This window comes from Microvirga sp. HS2 (assembly GCF_055792805.1).
Map to the genome: position 1 here is coordinate 138,531 of NZ_JBVVAJ010000010.1, position 14,592 is coordinate 153,122.

The window sequence follows — 14,592 nt, forward strand, 5'->3', positions numbered from 1 at the left end:
ACGGACATGGCTCTCCTCAAGCGCCTCGCGCGGCATAACCTGCCCTCCATCGCCTTCTCGTTGAACGGCACGCCCTGCATCGGCCGGGCGGGCGACACAGTTCTGACCGCCATTCTCACCCAATCGGACCGTCTGCGCTCCAGCGACTTTTCGAAGGAGCCGCGTGCGGGATTCTGCCAGATGGGGGCGTGCCAGGATTGCTGGGTGCTCACAACCGACGGCCGACGGATCCGGGCCTGCAGCACGCCCCTGGAGGAAGGGATGAATCTTCAAACCGCTTCGGAGACGAGATCGTGAGCACTGCTCTCCAGCCGCTGATCGTCGGCGCCGGTCCCGCGGGCATCCGTGCCGCGCAGGCGCTCGTCGCCGCGGGCATCAGGCCGATCGTCGTCGACGAAGCTCCGTCCGCCGGCGGCCAGATCTACCGGCAGCGGCTCGTTCCGGACGAGCGACGCCCCCGCGATCTCTATGGGTCGGAGGCTGGAAAGGCGAATGCGCTGCATCACGCCTTCGCGCAGATCCGGGACAGGATCGACTACTTCCCCGAAAGCCTGGTGTGGAACATCCGCGACAAGGCCGCCGATGTCATGACGGGTGACCGCAATCGCCGTCTCGCGTTCACGCATCTGATCCTCGCCACGGGCGCGACCGATCGCGTGGTGCCCTTCAAAGGCTGGACGACTCCCGGCGTCTTTACTCTCGGAGGCGCGCAGATTGCATTAAAGTCGCAGGGCTGCGCCATCGGCGAGGAGGTTATCTTCCTCGGCTCGGGGCCCCTGCTCTATCTCGTCGCCTGGCAATACATGAAGGCCGGAGCCCGGGTCGCCGCCGTTCTCGATACGGCGCCGTTCGTGGCTAAACTGCATCTGGCCCGCGGGCTGCTGGCGCAGCCCGGCGTCGTCATGCGCGGCGTCCGCTATGCGGCCGAGCTCATGGCGCGCGGCGTTTCCGTCCGCTTCGGCGTCGAGCCCGTCCGCATCGAAGGCCAGGATCGCGTCAGCGCGGTCCTCTGGCGCGAAAATGGGAAAGAGCACCGTCTCGCCTGTGATGCCGTCGGCTACGGCTTCGCCCTCCGGTCGGAAACACAGCTGGCGGACCTGACGGGCTGCCGCTTCGTCTTCGACGAGCGGGACCGCGCATGGCGCCCTGACCGCGATGCGGCAGGACGCACCAGCATGGCAGAGATCTACATCGCGGGTGACGGCGCGGGCATCGCCGGCGCGGACGCGGCCGAACTCGCAGGCGAGCGCGCGGCCCTCGCGCTCCTCGAAGATGCGGGCCTGACCTTCGACCACGTGCGCGTTGCGGCCCTGGAGCGGAAGCTCGACGGCATTCGCCGGTTCCGGGACGTACTCGAAGCGGCCTTTCCGTTTCCGTCCGCGTGGGCGAGCCGCGTCGAGGACGACGTTCACCTGTGCCGCTGCGAGGAGGTTTCGGTCGGCCACGTGCGCCACGCCGTGCGCGACCAGGGCATCGTCGAAATCAATCGCCTCAAAGCGCTCACGCGAGTGGGCATGGGGCGCTGCCAGGGACGCATGTGTTCGAGCGCCGCGGTTGAAATTCTGGCACAGGCCAGCGACCAGCCGGTGGCGGCGGTTGGCCGCCTGCGCGCGCAGCCTCCAGTGAAACCGCTTCCCCTTGCGCTCGTGAGCGATGGAGAGAATGCATGAGCCGGCTCCTCGACAAGGATGTGGCCATCATCGGCGGCGGCCTCGTCGGCAGCTCGGCGGCACTGGCCCTGCGAGGCATGGGACTCTCCGTCGCGCTCCTCGACAAGGGCTTCTGCGGCGCGCAGGCCAGCGGCGTGAATTATGGTGGCGTACGCCGCCAGGGTCGCCCCCCTGAGCAAATCGCCCTGTCGCAGCGCGCACATGCGATCTGGCCGCGCCTGAAGGAGGTCATCGGAATCGACGGAGAGTTCGTGCGCTCCGGCCACCTCAAGCTGGCGAGGACCGAAGCCGAGATGGCGTCTCTAGAAGCCTATGCCGCCCGCGTTACGGGGATGGGGCTCGACCTAGAACTCGTCGGACACAACCAGCTGCGCGAGCGCTTTCCCTGGATCGCAGGAGACATCGCCGGTGCGTCACTCTGTCAGGGCGACGGGCACGCCAATCCGCGCCTCGTCTCGGCAGCCTTCGCGCATGCGGCCCGACGGGCCGGGGCCGACGTTCTCGAACAGACGCCCGTGCTGCATGTCGAGAAGGTGACCGAGGGCTTTCGCGTATCGGCCGACCGCGGAATCGAGATCAAAGCGCGGTTCGTCATCAACAGCGCCGGCGCCTGGGCGGGACGTTTCGCGGAAACCTTCGGAGAACCCGTTCCACTCACGACGATTTATCCCAGCATGATCGTCACCGAGCCCATGGGATCGTTCATGAGCGTGAATATCGGGGCAGAGGGCGGCGGCATCTATGCGCGCCAGGTGGAGCGCGGCAACTGCATCGTCGGCGGCATGCGCGGCGCGGTGAACGCCGACATGGATTTCTCGCGTCCGACGAGCACCGGCGCCATGACCATCATGAACCGCGCCGCATCGATGTTTCCCGCGCTGCGCCACGCCCACGCGATCCGCTTCTGGAGCGGCACGGAGGGCGAGATGGCGGACCGGAATCCGGTGATCGGCTTCAGTCACACGACACCGAACCTCATTCACGCATTCGGCTTCTCCGGAGCCGGATTCCAAATCGCGCCGGGAGTGGGCGAAGTCCTGGCCGAGCTCGTCCGTGACGGCGAAAGCCGCACGCCGATCCAATCCTTCGCCATCGATCGTTTCGCCCCGACGGAGACGGATCTCCGCTCGGTGAACATTTCAGAGCCAACAACAAAGGGAACATCCAAGTGACCAGGACCAGACTTCTGCAGGCTGTCGCATTCGCGGCACTCGCCACCACTGTTGCCGGGACTGCCCACGCGCAGACAAAGACGCTCTATGTGGGCATGAACGGCGGCAATTTCGAACGGACCTACACGCAGCACGTCTTCCCGGATTTCGAGAAAGCCAACGACGTGAAGATCGTCGTCGTTCCGGGCACGTCCGCCGACATCCTGGCGAAAGCCACGGCCGCCAAGGGCAATCCCCAGATGCACGTCATGTTCCTCGATGACGGCGTCATGGTGCGCGCCATCGGCGCGGGGCTCTGCGAGAAGGTCAAGGATTCGCCGGTTCTGGCCGATCTCGCCCCGGGCGCCCGCCTGAAGAACGACATGGCGGTCGGCATCGATCTCGGCATGACGGGCCTCGCCTACAACAAGAAGATGTTCGAGGAGAACGGCTGGGCGCCGCCGACCTCGTGGATGGATCTGGCGGATCCGAAGTACAAGGGCAAGGTGGTCTTCCAATCCGCGGCCGCGTCCTCCTTCGGTCTTCACGCATTCCTGATGTTCAACCGGATCCAGGGCGGCAACGAGCAGAACGTCGAGCCCGGATTCTCGAAGTTCAAGGACACCATCGGCAAGAACGTGCTCGAATACATTCCGAGCTCGGCCAAGATCTCCGAGATGGTGCAGACCGGCGAGGCCGCGATCTTCCCCCTGACGCCCACCGCCGTCGCCGCGCATCAGGAAAAGAACATACCCGTCGAATACGCGCAGCCCAAGGAGGGCTCCGTCGTGCTGATGGTGACCGAGTGCGTCATCGCCAACAACAGCGAGCCCGAACTGGCGCAGAAGCTCGCCGCCTATCTTCTGTCGCCCGAGGCACAGAGCAAGGCGCTCGAGCACGGCAACATCGTCCCCTCCAACGTGAAGGCCAAGGCGCCCACGCCGGAGGCGGAAGCCAAGCTCAAGAAGTTCCACGAGTACATGAAGACCGCCATCACGCTCGATTGGGACGCAATCAACGAGAAGCGGCCTGAATGGAACAACCGCTGGAACAAGACGATCGAGCGCTAAGGCTCGTAACAATCGGAGCGGACGCGTCGCGCGTCCGCTCTCCTCGAAAGAGCATGAGCTGGTTCCACGTCAGTGGAATCAGCTTTTTCTTTGGCTCAACCGCATTGCTTGAAGACCGCCCCGCCCGATCAGACGGGCGCGTGATCGAGGCCTTGCGTTCGCAGATCGTTTGGGGACGGCGCGATGTTGAAAGCCACGAGGCGCGCGGCGTGCGATGGAGCCGAGCGATCGATGTCGAAGATCGTGAGAGCCGCCGGGGAAATGGGCGCGAGCCTGGATGGCGGGAGGCCGACCAGAACCGCACAGGCGGCGCGCACCACGCCCTCGTGGGTGACGATCACGAGATCGCCTTCGGATCGGATGATCGCGTCCCTCATCGCCTCCCCGACCCTTGCGCAGAACGGCTCCCATTCCTCGCCGCGAGGGGGCGTGTAGACCCCGAGCCGCCAGTCGCGATAGGCCCCCTTCTCCGCCACCTCGATCTCCTCGATCCAGCGGCCCGTCCAGTCGCCGAGATCCATCTCGCGCAGACGGGGATCCGTGGCGAAGGCCGAGAAGCCGAGAAGCTCGGCCGTGTGGCGGGCCCGGCTCAGGTCCGACGACACGACCAGACTCGGAGCCGGTGCGCCCGCGAAGAATTCGGCCGTGCGCCGGGCCTGACCGATTCCGCGCTCTGACAAGGGAGCATCCGCGTGCCCCTGCAGGCGGCGCTCGGCATTCCAGACGGTCTCGCCGTGGCGAACCAGGGTCAGTCTCATGACTCACGGATCCCGAGCAGGACGAAAGTGTCCGGCGACATCACGCCGCAACGCCGTGTTCGACGACGGGGAGCAGTTCGGGCATCGCCTCGATGAGACGATCGGCGCCGAGCTCCGCGTGAGGCTTGTGGCTGTATCCGTAGGTGACGGCGAAGGCACGCACGCCTGCAGCGCGGGCCGCCTGCACGTCATGGTAATTGTCACCGACCATGAGTGCCGACTCGGGCCCGATGCCGAGCTCTTTGAGCGCCATCAGAATCGGAGCCGGATGCGGCTTTCGCTCAGGCAACGTGTCGCCCCCGATCACCGCGTCGAAATAGCCACGCAATCCGAGCGTCTCCAGGATGTCCATGGTCGCCGCATAGGGCTTGTTGGTGACGACCGCCAACGGCAGCCCCAGGCGCCGTAGGCTCGCCAGCGTATCCGCCACGCCGGGATAGGCTTCCGTGTGCCGGGAGGCATTGGCTTGGTAGATCTCGAGAAAGCGGGCGACGAACTCGGGAAGGCGCGTCCCATCGCCTCCCGTCGCGGAGATTGCGCGCTCGACGAGCTTGGCGGCGCCGTCCCCGATCATGGACTTGGTCTCGTCGAGGCTGATCGGCCGCAACCCTTGTTCCGCCAGGAGAGCGTTCGTTGCGTCCTGCAGGTCGCGCGCGCTGTCGACGAGGGTTCCGTCGAGGTCGAAGATGATGGCTTTCAGCTGAGACATGCGATGGGTACTAGCGTGTGTGGAACAGGATGGCCAGCGCGGAAGGGAGCGGACCTCCCTTCCGCATCGGTCGTCTCAGGATGCAAGCCAGAGGGCCGAGCGCAGCGACAGGCCGATCTCCACTGGGGAGCCGGGCTCATGGAGAGCCTCGCCCGAGTGGAACGGCGTATCGATGGACACTTCCGCGGCTCCGATTTTGACACCGTAGCGGAGCGTCGAGCCGAGGAACTCGCTGTGCGCGATGATGCCCGGCAGCAAGACGTCGCTTACCCTGTCCTTGCCCAGGGACGCATGCTGGGGGCGGAAGACGAGCCTGGCTCCCTCGGGCACGACCACCTGCGCCGGGATCGGCAGGCGCACACCTCCCTCGATGTCGAAGAAGCGCTCGCCGCCCTCGCGCACCACGCGGCCCGGGAGGATGTTGGCCGTGCCGAGGAAGTTCGCTACGAACAGGTTCGCGGGCTTCTCGTAGAGCTCCATGGGCGTGCCCACTTGCTGCACGATGCCGTCGTTCATCACCGCGATCCGGTCGCAGATCGTGTTGGCTTCCTCCTGATCGTGCGTGACGAAGATCGTCGTCAGGCCGAGCCGCTGCTGCAGGTCGCGCAGCTCCCGCCGCACCTGGACGCGCATCTTCGCATCGAGGTTGGACAGGGGCTCGTCGAGGAGAAGCACTTTCGGCTCGATGGCGATCGTCCGCGCGACCGCGACGCGCTGCTGCTGGCCGCCGGACAGCTGGGAGGGACGCCGGTCGGCCAGATGGGCGAGACCGACGAGTTCCAGCGCAGCCATGACGCGCCTGTCGATTTCGGCCCTCGGAACCTTCCGCTCTTCCAGGCCGAACGCCACGTTGCGCCTCACCGTCATATGCGGCCACAGGGCGTAGGACTGGAAGACCATTCCCACGTCGCGCCTCCAGGGCGGCAGGTGGGATACCTCGCGGCCGCCGACCAGGACCTCGCCGCCATCGGCCTGGTTGAAGCCTGCGATGAGGCGCAAAAGCGTCGTCTTGCCGCAGCCGGACGGTCCGAGAAAGGCGAAGAACTCACCCGGCCGGATATGCAGGTTGATGCCCTTGAGAACATGGTTGGAGCCATAGGACAGATCGACGTTGCGGATGTCCACGTCGACGGCGTTGGCCCCGAGCGAAGTGATGGGAAAAGGCTGGTTCATGGGTGTCGTTTCCTCAGGCCCGCACGCGGTCAGCGTCCGGCCGCTTTGGCCTTTTGGCTTTTTTCGATGATCAGATGAGACGCGAAGGTGCACAGGGCGACGAGCACAACGGCGATGACGCCCAGGGCCGCGCCGGGACCGCGCCCTGCCGGCGACTGCATGAAGACGTAGAGACCATAGGCGAGAGGCGCATCCGCGTTCGACTGAACGAGCATCAGCGTCGCCGAGAGCTCCACGGCGGCGGTGGCGAAGCTCGTGACGAAGCCTGCCAGGATGCCGCCTGCCATCAGGGGCAGCACGATGCGCCGGATCGTGCGCAGCTTGGTGGCGCCGAGATTCTCCGCTGCCTCCTCGAGAGAGACCGAGATCTGCTGCAGAGCCGCGTAGCAGGCGCGTAGCGCATAGGGCAGGCGCCGGATCGCGAGCGCCAGCACGATCATGATCCACAGGGCCGCGAGCGGCGTGCCGTCGGGCAGCTGCACGCCGTAGAAAGTGCGCAGATATCCGATACCGAGCACGACGCCGGGGATCGCCAGCGCGGCCGTGGCCGCCCAGTCGAGCCATTCGCGGCCAATGAGCTTCGTCCTGAGCACGAGATAGGCGATGGCCGTTCCAAGAACGACGTCGATCAGCCCCGCGATGGACGCATAGACCATCGTGTTCTTCACGTAGACGAAGCTCTCGCCGAACACGCGCCCGTAATGGGCAAGGGTATAGGCATCGGGCAGCGGGCTGAAGGACCAGACAGTCGCGAAGGAGAGCAGCAGCAACCCGATATGCGGCGCCAGGACCAGGAACAGAATGAGCAGGACGGCCCCATAGGCGATGGCGCTTTCCCAGGGACGCATCCGGCGCTTCGCCAGGCCGCCGCCGCCACGCTGCACGGTGGCGTAATCCTTGCCGCGCATGGCTCGCGCCGAGATCCACATAGCCAGGATCGACATGCAGATCAGCACGACGGAGATCACGTATCCCATCGGATCCGCGATGCCGATGGAGGTGACGCGCAGATAGGCCTGCGGCGCGAGCATGTCCTTGACGTTCAGGAGCAGCGGCGTCGCCAGATCATCGAAGACCTTGACGAAGACGAGCGATGCGCCCGCGATGTAGCCAGGCATGGCGAGCGGAAACACGATGCGGCGGAACAGGCGGAATCCGGAGCTGCCGAGATTCTGCGCCGCCTCCTCCATCGCCCGGTCGATATTGCGCAGAGCGGCCGAGAGATTGATGAGGATGAAGGGGAAATAATGCACGGCCTGAACGAAGATGACTCCGTTCAGCCCTTCCATGAAGGGGATCTTGATACCGAACCAATCGTCGAGGAGCAGGTTCACCGTCCCGTTGCGGCCGAACAGCAGCAGCATCGCGACCGCGCCTACGAAAGGCGGCATGATCAGCGGCAGGAAGCCCAGAGTCTGGATCAGCATCGCGCCACGGAATTCGAAGCGCGTGGTGATGTAGGCGAGCGGCAGCGCGAAGACGGAGGCTACGACCACCGACATCGCGGAGACGTAGACGGAATTCCAGAACGAGCGGATGAACAGGTCCGTCCGCGCGAAATCGAGGAAATTGACGAGGGTGAATTCGCCCGTCCCCTTCTCGGTGAAGGCGACGTAGATCACCGTTCCGACGGGGACGACGAGGAAAAGGACGAGAAAGAGGGCAATCCCGAAAGCCAGGGCGATCTGCCCTGGCGATGCGGATCCCGTCTTGAAAAATCTGGAAGACGCGGACGGCATTCGCGCTCGCCCGGCGGTGGTGGCGCCAGCCATGGACGCACTCCTAAAAGTCGAAAAGGGCCTTTGACGGGCGGCTCGCTTCGTCGAGCCGCCCGATGGACGATCAGCGTGCCAGCTTCAGGGCCTGCTCGGCCTTGGCCTGAGCCTGCTGGTAGCGCTCCTTGGCGAAGGCAGCCCATTTCTGCTCGAGCTCGGCCTGACGCGCGCCTTTCTCCTTGCCGCCGGTGAAGGCGCCGGCGATCTCAGGCGACGAGGCCTGCTGTCCGGTGACCGGCATGGCGGCCACGAGGTCGCGCGCCTCCTTCACCAGGGCCTTGGCCTCGGCATTGTCCTTCTTGGCGATCGCGGCCTCCGCGTCGTGGATGGCCTTGGTGGCCGCCTTGAGCGCATCGAGCTGGAACGTCACGGTCTGGTCGTAGAGCACGTCGACGACGTTCGTGCGCTTCTCAGACACGTCCACGTCGAACTTCACCCGCGCTCCGAGGGACGGATCCTTGAAGGGGTTCGGGTATTCGGCGGGAGCCTTGGAATAGACGGTCGGGTTCACCGGCAGACGGCGGATGCTCGGCTCGAGCAGAACCTCCTGCCCGGCGGGAGAGACGAGGTAATCGACGAAGGCTTCGGCGCCGGCCTTGTTGGGCGCATTGTTGATCACCGCCACGTTCGCCGGCACGATGGTCGTCACGGTCGGGTAGACGAACTTCACGGGGAAGCCCGAGGCCTGGGACGAGAAGGCGAAGAAGTCGATCACGATGCCGAAGCCGACCTGGCCGGAATTGACCGCCTCAGGCACGCCGAAGGAGCGCTCCGTGATCTGGCTGAAGTTGCCGGACACTTCCTTGAGCGTGCGCCAGCCCTGATCCCAGCCTTCGCCCTGCAGGATTGTCTCGATGGTGAGATGCGTCGTGCCCGAGCGGGACGGCGCCGCCATGGCGATGTGGTCGAAATAGACGGGCTTGGCCAAGTCCTGCCAGTCCTTGGGCTCCGGCAGCTTGTTCGCCTTGGCGTAGCGGTCGTTCCACATGATGCCATAGCCTGAGGCTGCAAAGCCTGAATAGAAGTTCTCAGGATCGTTGATCGGATAGGAGCCGATCTTCTCCGGAATACCCTCGGCCTTAGGCTTGTACTTCTGAAGCAATCCCTTGCCCTTCAGAACCTCGAACGCGTCCGGCGCGGAGGCCCAGAAGACGTCGACCTGATTGTTGGCCTTCGTCTCATCGACGAACTTGACGCCTGCGTTCGTGTTCCGGTTCTGCACATCGAGCGTCATGCCCGGATGGGCCTTCTCGAAAGCCTGCTTGAAGGGATCGGTCACGTCCTTCGAGAACGAGGTCACGACGGTGACCTTGCCCGACTGGGCGAAGGCGGCGCCCGTGAACAGGGCAGCACCGACCAGAGCCGCCGCGGCGGCAGAATGGCGAAGCATCAGTTTCCTCCAACATGATGTTATGGGCTTGGGTCCGCCACGAGGGCGGCCGACGAGCCTCTTGCAACAATCATGCCAAACGGGGCCGTATCGCTTCGCGCCCTGTTTCAAAGCTCCGTTTTCAGACGAAACCCTCCACTGCAGTCCAATCCCGGGAAAGAACGGTAACCTCTCCCGACCCCATGGGTCATTCGCGTAACATCACGCCTCGATTCCGCCGGCCCGGCCGAGATCGTATTTTTTCATCTTCAGGTAGAGGGTCTTGCGGGTGATCCCGAGCGCCTCCGCGGTGGTGCCGATGCGGCCGCCGAAACGGGCGAGAGTTTCTTCGATGACCCGTCGCTCGGCGATCTCCATCTGCTGTTCGAGCGTCAGAGCGCCGTGAAGGCTCGGCACTGCCTGCGGCTCGTCCTCATCGAGGCCGAGAAGATAGCGCTCTGCGGCATTGCGCAGCTCGCGCACGTTTCCGGGCCATTCCTGCTGCTGAAGTCTCTCCAGAAAAGGCATCTCGAGCGACGGCGCGGCCCTCGCTTGGCGGGCGGCCGCGAGATTGAGGAAGTGGGTGAAGAGCACCGCCACGTCGTCGCGCCGCTCACGTAGCGGCGGAAGACGAACCGTGACAACGTTGAGCCGGTAAACCAGATCTTCGCGGAATGCGCCCTTGGCCGCGAGTTCCGTCAGGTCGGCCTTGGTCGCCGCGATGACCCGGATATCGACAGGGATCTCCTTGTTCGAGCCGAGGCGCTCGATGGTTCGTTCCTGAAGCACCCGCAGCAATCGGATCTGCGCCGCCATGGGCATGGATTCAATCTCGTCGAGAAAGAGCGTGCCGCCACTCGCATGCTCGATCTTGCCGATGCGCCGCTCGCGGGCTCCCGTGAAGGCGCCCGGCTCGTGGCCGAACAGCTCGCTCTCGATCATGGTCTCCGGCATTGCGCCGCAATTGACCGCCACGAACCGCCCTTTCTGCCGAAGCCCGAAATCGTGGAGCGCACGGGCGGCCACCTCCTTGCCGGTGCCGGTCTCGCCCAACAGGAGGACATCGGCCTCGGCTCCCGCGAGTGTACGAAGCGTGCGCCGCAGACGCTCGATCGCGGCGGAATGGCCGACGAGGCGGCCCGCAAGCGGATCCTGATGGGCGGCCCTCGCCTTGAGAGCGCGGTTCTCCAGAATGAGGCTGCGGTGCGCGAAGGCCCGCCGGACCGTCTCAACGAGACGCACGGGATCCGCCGGCTTCTCGATGAAGTCCCAGGCGCCCGCCCGAACGGCCTTGATGGCCATCGGCACATCGCCGTGGCCGGTCACCAGAACGACTGGAATATCAGGGTCGATGGCCCGAACGGCATCGAGCAGCCCGAAGCCATCGAGGCCCGGCATGCGGACATCGCTCACGACGACGGCCGGGAGATCCGGCGACAGAATGGCGAGCCCGGCCCTGGCGGAGCCGACGGCCGTGACGTCAAAGCCTTCGAGATCCAGCGTCTGCCGATAGGCGTCGCGCACTTCCGAATCGTCGTCGACCAGAACGACCCTCAGCGCAGCGCTCATGACTCGCTCGCCGCCAGATCGATCACGAAGGTCGTTCCTTCCGCTCCCGTGGTCGCCAAAATCAAGTCTCCTCCAAAATCCTTCACGATGTTGTAGGACATCGAGAGGCCAAGTCCGAGCCCCAAGCCCGCAGGCTTCGTGGTGAAGAACGGATCGAAGACGGCCTTGCGGTGCTGCTCTTCGATCCCGGACCCGTTGTCCACGACCTTCAGGCGGACGCGCCGTCCCCGCGCCTGTGCCTGGATCTCGATGCGCCGCTCCTCCTGCCCTGCGATTTCGTCGAGCGCATTCGAGATCAGATTGACGACGACCTGCTCCAGACGAACCTCCTCCGCCAGGACGTTCAAGCGAGAATCCGGAAAGTGCATCCGCACAGCGACGTTCTCCTCGTCCAGACGCTGCTCGAACAGGCTCAGGGCTCCCTCGACGACAGCGCGAAGATCGACCGCGTCGAGCGTTGCCGCCGGACGGCGGGCGAACCGTTTCAGGTGCTTGATCAGCTCCGCCATGCGGGTCGTCAGGCCCTGAATGCGATCCAGGCTCGCCTTGGCCTCCTCCGGGCGGCCCCGCTGCAGCAGAACCGCCCCGTTATGCGCATGCGAGCGGATCGCAGCGAGGGGCTGATTGAGCTCGTGGCTGATGCCTGCCGCCATCTGCCCGAGCGCTGCGAGCTTCGCGGCCTGGACGAGATCGTCCCGCGTCTGCCGGAAAACGGCAAGCGCCTTCGCGAGATCGCCGAGCTCGTCGTCGGTCGGCGGAGGCAGGGCCGGCGTTGTGGGACCGCTGGCGATCGTCGTCGCCGCCAGCGTCAGGGCCTGAAGACGCACGACGAGATTCCTGCGGACGTAGAACCAGCCGACGGCGATCGTGGCGGCGAGCGACGCTGCGGCGATCGCCAGAAGGAGATTGCGCCCGATCACGATGGCCTGGGCCGATCGCTCCGCCGCCCGGCGCGCAATCGCTTCCGTCCGGCTGACCTCCTGCGAAATGAGCGCGCCGAGCTGCGTGACGATGCGCCGGTTTTCAGCGAGAAGCGCCTGCGCCTCGGCCACGGCCTGGAGTTCGGCCCGCTTCACGGATGCAAGCCCCGACGCCGGATCGGACACGGCCAGAAGACGCGCCGCGATCTGGCTGACGGTGATCGTGTCGGTCCAGTTCGCGAGCGCCTTGATCTCGATGTCGAGCTGGTCCGTGATCTCGCCGAGGAAGTTGCTCGTTTCCTGAAGATCCTCGATCGTCGGCACGGTCCCGAGACGCCCCAGCAGACCCACCACGAGGTTGGCCTGCGCATTGACCGTCAGAAGCGCCTCGCTCTTGCGGCTCTCCTCCAGCAGCGCCCTGCGCCCGGTCTCGGCCGCATCTCCCGGCGCGGTCCGGCCGATCGCCGTTTCCATGTTGAACCGGGCATCGTCGATGAGAGGTTCGACCTCCTCGATCAGGTCGGCCTGCAGCCATCGCAGCTCCTCGCCGATCTTCCGTGAACGCTCATGCAGGGGAAAGCGCCTTTCGGCAACCCGGTCGATCGCCTTGAGGTTCGTTTCGATCGCATCAGTGACGACGAGAAGCTCCGGCGACAGCGAGTGCTGATCGTTCCGCTCGTTGAGCACCGACCGCAGCGCGGCCAGGCGCTCGACCAGCGCTTCACGGATACGGTCATAGGTCTCGCGGCGCTCCGCAACCGCCAGATCGGGCGTGCTGGCAATCACGTTCGCGCCCGACTCCGCAAGGCGCGCGGAAAACGCGAGGGCCGGGAGATGAGCCGTCGCGACGGAATTCAGCTCCTCGCTGAGCCGCGCATAGGACAGCCAGCCGACGATGCACGCGCCAACCGCGAGCCCACCCACCCCGAGAAACGCCATAATGAGGCGCCCGCCGATTCCAAGCCGCGTCCGCCGCATCATGGCCCTCCGGCTCCCGCTCCACGCCGGCCCCGTTCAGGATCCTCCAGCCGCGCGGACGCAACGGCGAGCGCTCGCGTGGCCCGCCGCATGCCGTCCTCGATTCTCGCTTTGATCTCGGCTTCGAGGCGCGCCTGAGGCTCTGGGGTAGGAAGCCCCCGCGGGATGCGAACCAGGTCTTTCCAGCGCTCCAGTTCCGTGGCTTCGGCGCCGCTCAGGGGCGGCTCGGTCAGAGCACGCCGCGCCTCGCTCACGAGCCTCGCGATCTCCGCATCGGAACTCTCCGACAACGCCGCCTCCAGCGCCCGCACGGATCGCCACAGGCGTCCCAGTTCCGATCTGCGGAACGTGATCATCTCGTCGAAGATGATGTTGACGAGCTCATACCGGGCCGCCGAGAGGCCCGCATCGAACAGGCCCTTTGCGAACAACCCGTCGCGCAGGAAGGGATTGCTGTCCGGGGTTCCGCCGGCCGGATAGACGGATGGAGAAATCGGCAACCGCGCAATGGCGGGATCCTGCAACAGGCTCTGCCCCTCCGGCGAGAGCACGAAATCAACGAAGCGCTCGGCCTCCTTGCGGTTGGCGGCATCGGCCAGAACCGCGATGCTGGCAGGCACGAAGAGCGTCTCTTCGGGCAGGGCGAACAGGGTCGAGCCCTTGGGAAAGCCTTCCGGATTCGCCAGGAAGTCGATGGAGGGACCGACCCCGAAACGACCACGGGCGACTCCCGCCGAAACGCCGAAGCTGCGGGCGGTCACCGTCGCGAGATTGCCTCCGATCTCGGACCAGATCCCCCATCCCCGGTCCCAGCCGTAAGCCTGGAGAATGGCCTCGACCATGAGATGCATCGTGCCCGACCGGGACGGCGAGCTGATGCCGATGTGCCCGGCGTAAATAGGCGCCGCCAGATCGCTCCAGCTCCGAGGCACCGGCAATCCCCTCGCCCCGAGATAGGAGGGATTGTAGGCAAATCCGTAGCCGGACAGCGCGAAGCCGAGATAGGTCAGATCCGGATCGTTCACGGGATATCCGGCGATCCGCTCCGGTGCTCCCGTGGCGCGTGGCGTCAACGCCGCCAGCCTGCCGGACCGCTTCAGGATCTCGAACGCGTCCGGCGCGGAGGCCCAGAAGATGTCCGCCTTGTCCCTCTCGCCGATGATGTCCGCTACCGCCGTCGTCGTCTTGCGCTGCACGAATTCAAGGGAGATCTCCCCATGGCGCTCCTTGAAGGCCTTTCGGAACGGTTCGAAGAATTGCGGCGGGAACGACGTGAGGACCCGCACCGAATGCGTTTCAACCACGGCGGCCATCGTCCCGTGAGCCGAGAGGGACAGCAAAGCAGCAAGAACAATGGATAAAAATCGAAACATGAATGGCTGCAACGGCGGGGATCGGGCCGCATCATAGGCCCCAGTCCTGCCGGAGGATCAATACGCCCAACGTTGCA

The 14,592-nt window shown here is 65.4% G+C and carries 12 protein-coding genes; 4 read left to right on the top strand and 8 right to left on the bottom strand.

What is annotated here, in order from left to right:
- Positions 1-6: 6 nt before the first annotated feature.
- The 4 genes from ACS5Q0_RS11685 to ACS5Q0_RS11700 are packed head-to-tail and all read left to right on the top strand — an operon-like array spanning position 7 to position 3,891.
- Entirely contained in the window at positions 7-297 is a 291-nt protein-coding gene (locus ACS5Q0_RS11685; RefSeq protein ID WP_473126800.1) for a (2Fe-2S)-binding protein, read from the top strand.
- Entirely contained in the window at positions 294-1,670 is a 1,377-nt protein-coding gene (locus tag ACS5Q0_RS11690) for an FAD/NAD(P)-dependent oxidoreductase (protein WP_473126801.1), read from the top strand. Before ACS5Q0_RS11685 ends, ACS5Q0_RS11690 begins: the two co-directional genes overlap by 4 nt.
- Positions 1,667-2,842, top strand: coding sequence for an NAD(P)/FAD-dependent oxidoreductase (locus ACS5Q0_RS11695; RefSeq protein ID WP_473126802.1), 1,176 nt, complete (start codon positions 1,667-1,669; stop codon positions 2,840-2,842). Before ACS5Q0_RS11690 ends, ACS5Q0_RS11695 begins: the two co-directional genes overlap by 4 nt.
- Positions 2,839-3,891 carry an ABC transporter substrate-binding protein gene (locus ACS5Q0_RS11700; RefSeq protein WP_473126803.1) on the top strand — a complete coding sequence of 351 codons (1,053 nt, stop codon included), beginning with the start codon at positions 2,839-2,841 and terminating at the stop codon, positions 3,889-3,891. Before ACS5Q0_RS11695 ends, ACS5Q0_RS11700 begins: the two co-directional genes overlap by 4 nt.
- Before the next feature lie 128 nt (positions 3,892-4,019).
- Here the strand turns inward: ACS5Q0_RS11700 and ACS5Q0_RS11705 are convergent, their stop codons facing one another.
- The 8 genes from ACS5Q0_RS11705 to ACS5Q0_RS11740 all read right to left on the bottom strand — a co-directional run bounded on the left by ACS5Q0_RS11705 (position 4,020) and on the right by ACS5Q0_RS11740 (position 14,455).
- Positions 4,020-4,649, bottom strand: a complete 630-nt coding sequence (locus ACS5Q0_RS11705) for a histidine phosphatase family protein (protein WP_473126804.1) — start codon at positions 4,647-4,649, stop codon at positions 4,020-4,022.
- Positions 4,650-4,689: 40 nt separating this feature from the next.
- The gene (gene gph, locus ACS5Q0_RS11710) at positions 4,690-5,358 is read right to left on the bottom strand and encodes a phosphoglycolate phosphatase (protein WP_473126805.1); all 669 of its coding nucleotides are present in this window, start codon (positions 5,356-5,358) and stop codon (positions 4,690-4,692) included.
- 75 nt (positions 5,359-5,433) lie between these two features.
- Positions 5,434-6,531 (bottom strand): ABC transporter ATP-binding protein, encoded by a 1,098-nt coding sequence (locus ACS5Q0_RS11715; protein ID WP_473126806.1) that lies wholly within the window; start codon positions 6,529-6,531, stop codon positions 5,434-5,436.
- 29 nt (positions 6,532-6,560) lie between these two features.
- A complete protein-coding gene (locus ACS5Q0_RS11720) occupies positions 6,561-8,303 on the bottom strand; it encodes an ABC transporter permease (RefSeq protein WP_473126807.1) in 1,743 nt (580 codons plus the stop codon).
- 70 nt (positions 8,304-8,373) lie between these two features.
- Positions 8,374-9,696 carry an ABC transporter substrate-binding protein gene (locus tag ACS5Q0_RS11725; RefSeq protein ID WP_473126808.1) on the bottom strand — a complete coding sequence of 441 codons (1,323 nt, stop codon included), beginning with the start codon at positions 9,694-9,696 and terminating at the stop codon, positions 8,374-8,376.
- Positions 9,697-9,897: 201 nt separating this feature from the next.
- Positions 9,898-11,244 carry a sigma-54-dependent transcriptional regulator gene (locus tag ACS5Q0_RS11730; RefSeq protein WP_473126809.1) on the bottom strand — a complete coding sequence of 449 codons (1,347 nt, stop codon included), beginning with the start codon at positions 11,242-11,244 and terminating at the stop codon, positions 9,898-9,900.
- Positions 11,241-13,145: an ATP-binding protein gene (locus ACS5Q0_RS11735; protein WP_473126810.1), complete on the bottom strand. Its 1,905-nt coding sequence runs from the start codon at positions 13,143-13,145 to the stop codon at positions 11,241-11,243. Before ACS5Q0_RS11735 ends, ACS5Q0_RS11730 begins: the two co-directional genes overlap by 4 nt.
- Positions 13,142-14,455, bottom strand: coding sequence for an ABC transporter substrate-binding protein (locus ACS5Q0_RS11740; protein WP_473126829.1), 1,314 nt, complete (start codon positions 14,453-14,455; stop codon positions 13,142-13,144). Before ACS5Q0_RS11740 ends, ACS5Q0_RS11735 begins: the two co-directional genes overlap by 4 nt.
- Positions 14,456-14,592 lie beyond the last annotated feature (137 nt).

What these genes read in the sequence shown, in the direction of transcription:
- ACS5Q0_RS11730 (WP_473126809.1), bottom strand. Translation starts at nt 11,244, where the DNA reads ATGAGCGCTGCGCTGAGGGTCGTTCTGGTCGACGACGATTCGGAAGTG.
- gph (WP_473126805.1), bottom strand. Translation starts at nt 5,358, where the DNA reads ATGTCTCAGCTGAAAGCCATCATCTTCGACCTCGACGGAACCCTCGTC.
- ACS5Q0_RS11705 (WP_473126804.1), bottom strand. Translation starts at nt 4,649, where the DNA reads ATGAGACTGACCCTGGTTCGCCACGGCGAGACCGTCTGGAATGCCGAG.
- ACS5Q0_RS11685 (WP_473126800.1), top strand. Translation starts at nt 7, where the DNA reads ATGGCTCTCCTCAAGCGCCTCGCGCGGCATAACCTGCCCTCCATCGCC.
- ACS5Q0_RS11740 (WP_473126829.1), bottom strand. Translation starts at nt 14,455, where the DNA reads ATGGCCGCCGTGGTTGAAACGCATTCGGTGCGGGTCCTCACGTCGTTC.
- ACS5Q0_RS11720 (WP_473126807.1), bottom strand. Translation starts at nt 8,303, where the DNA reads ATGGCTGGCGCCACCACCGCCGGGCGAGCGCGAATGCCGTCCGCGTCT.
- ACS5Q0_RS11735 (WP_473126810.1), bottom strand. Translation starts at nt 13,145, where the DNA reads ATGATGCGGCGGACGCGGCTTGGAATCGGCGGGCGCCTCATTATGGCG.
- ACS5Q0_RS11695 (WP_473126802.1), top strand. Translation starts at nt 1,667, where the DNA reads ATGAGCCGGCTCCTCGACAAGGATGTGGCCATCATCGGCGGCGGCCTC.
- ACS5Q0_RS11725 (WP_473126808.1), bottom strand. Translation starts at nt 9,696, where the DNA reads ATGCTTCGCCATTCTGCCGCCGCGGCGGCTCTGGTCGGTGCTGCCCTG.
- ACS5Q0_RS11715 (WP_473126806.1), bottom strand. Translation starts at nt 6,531, where the DNA reads ATGAACCAGCCTTTTCCCATCACTTCGCTCGGGGCCAACGCCGTCGAC.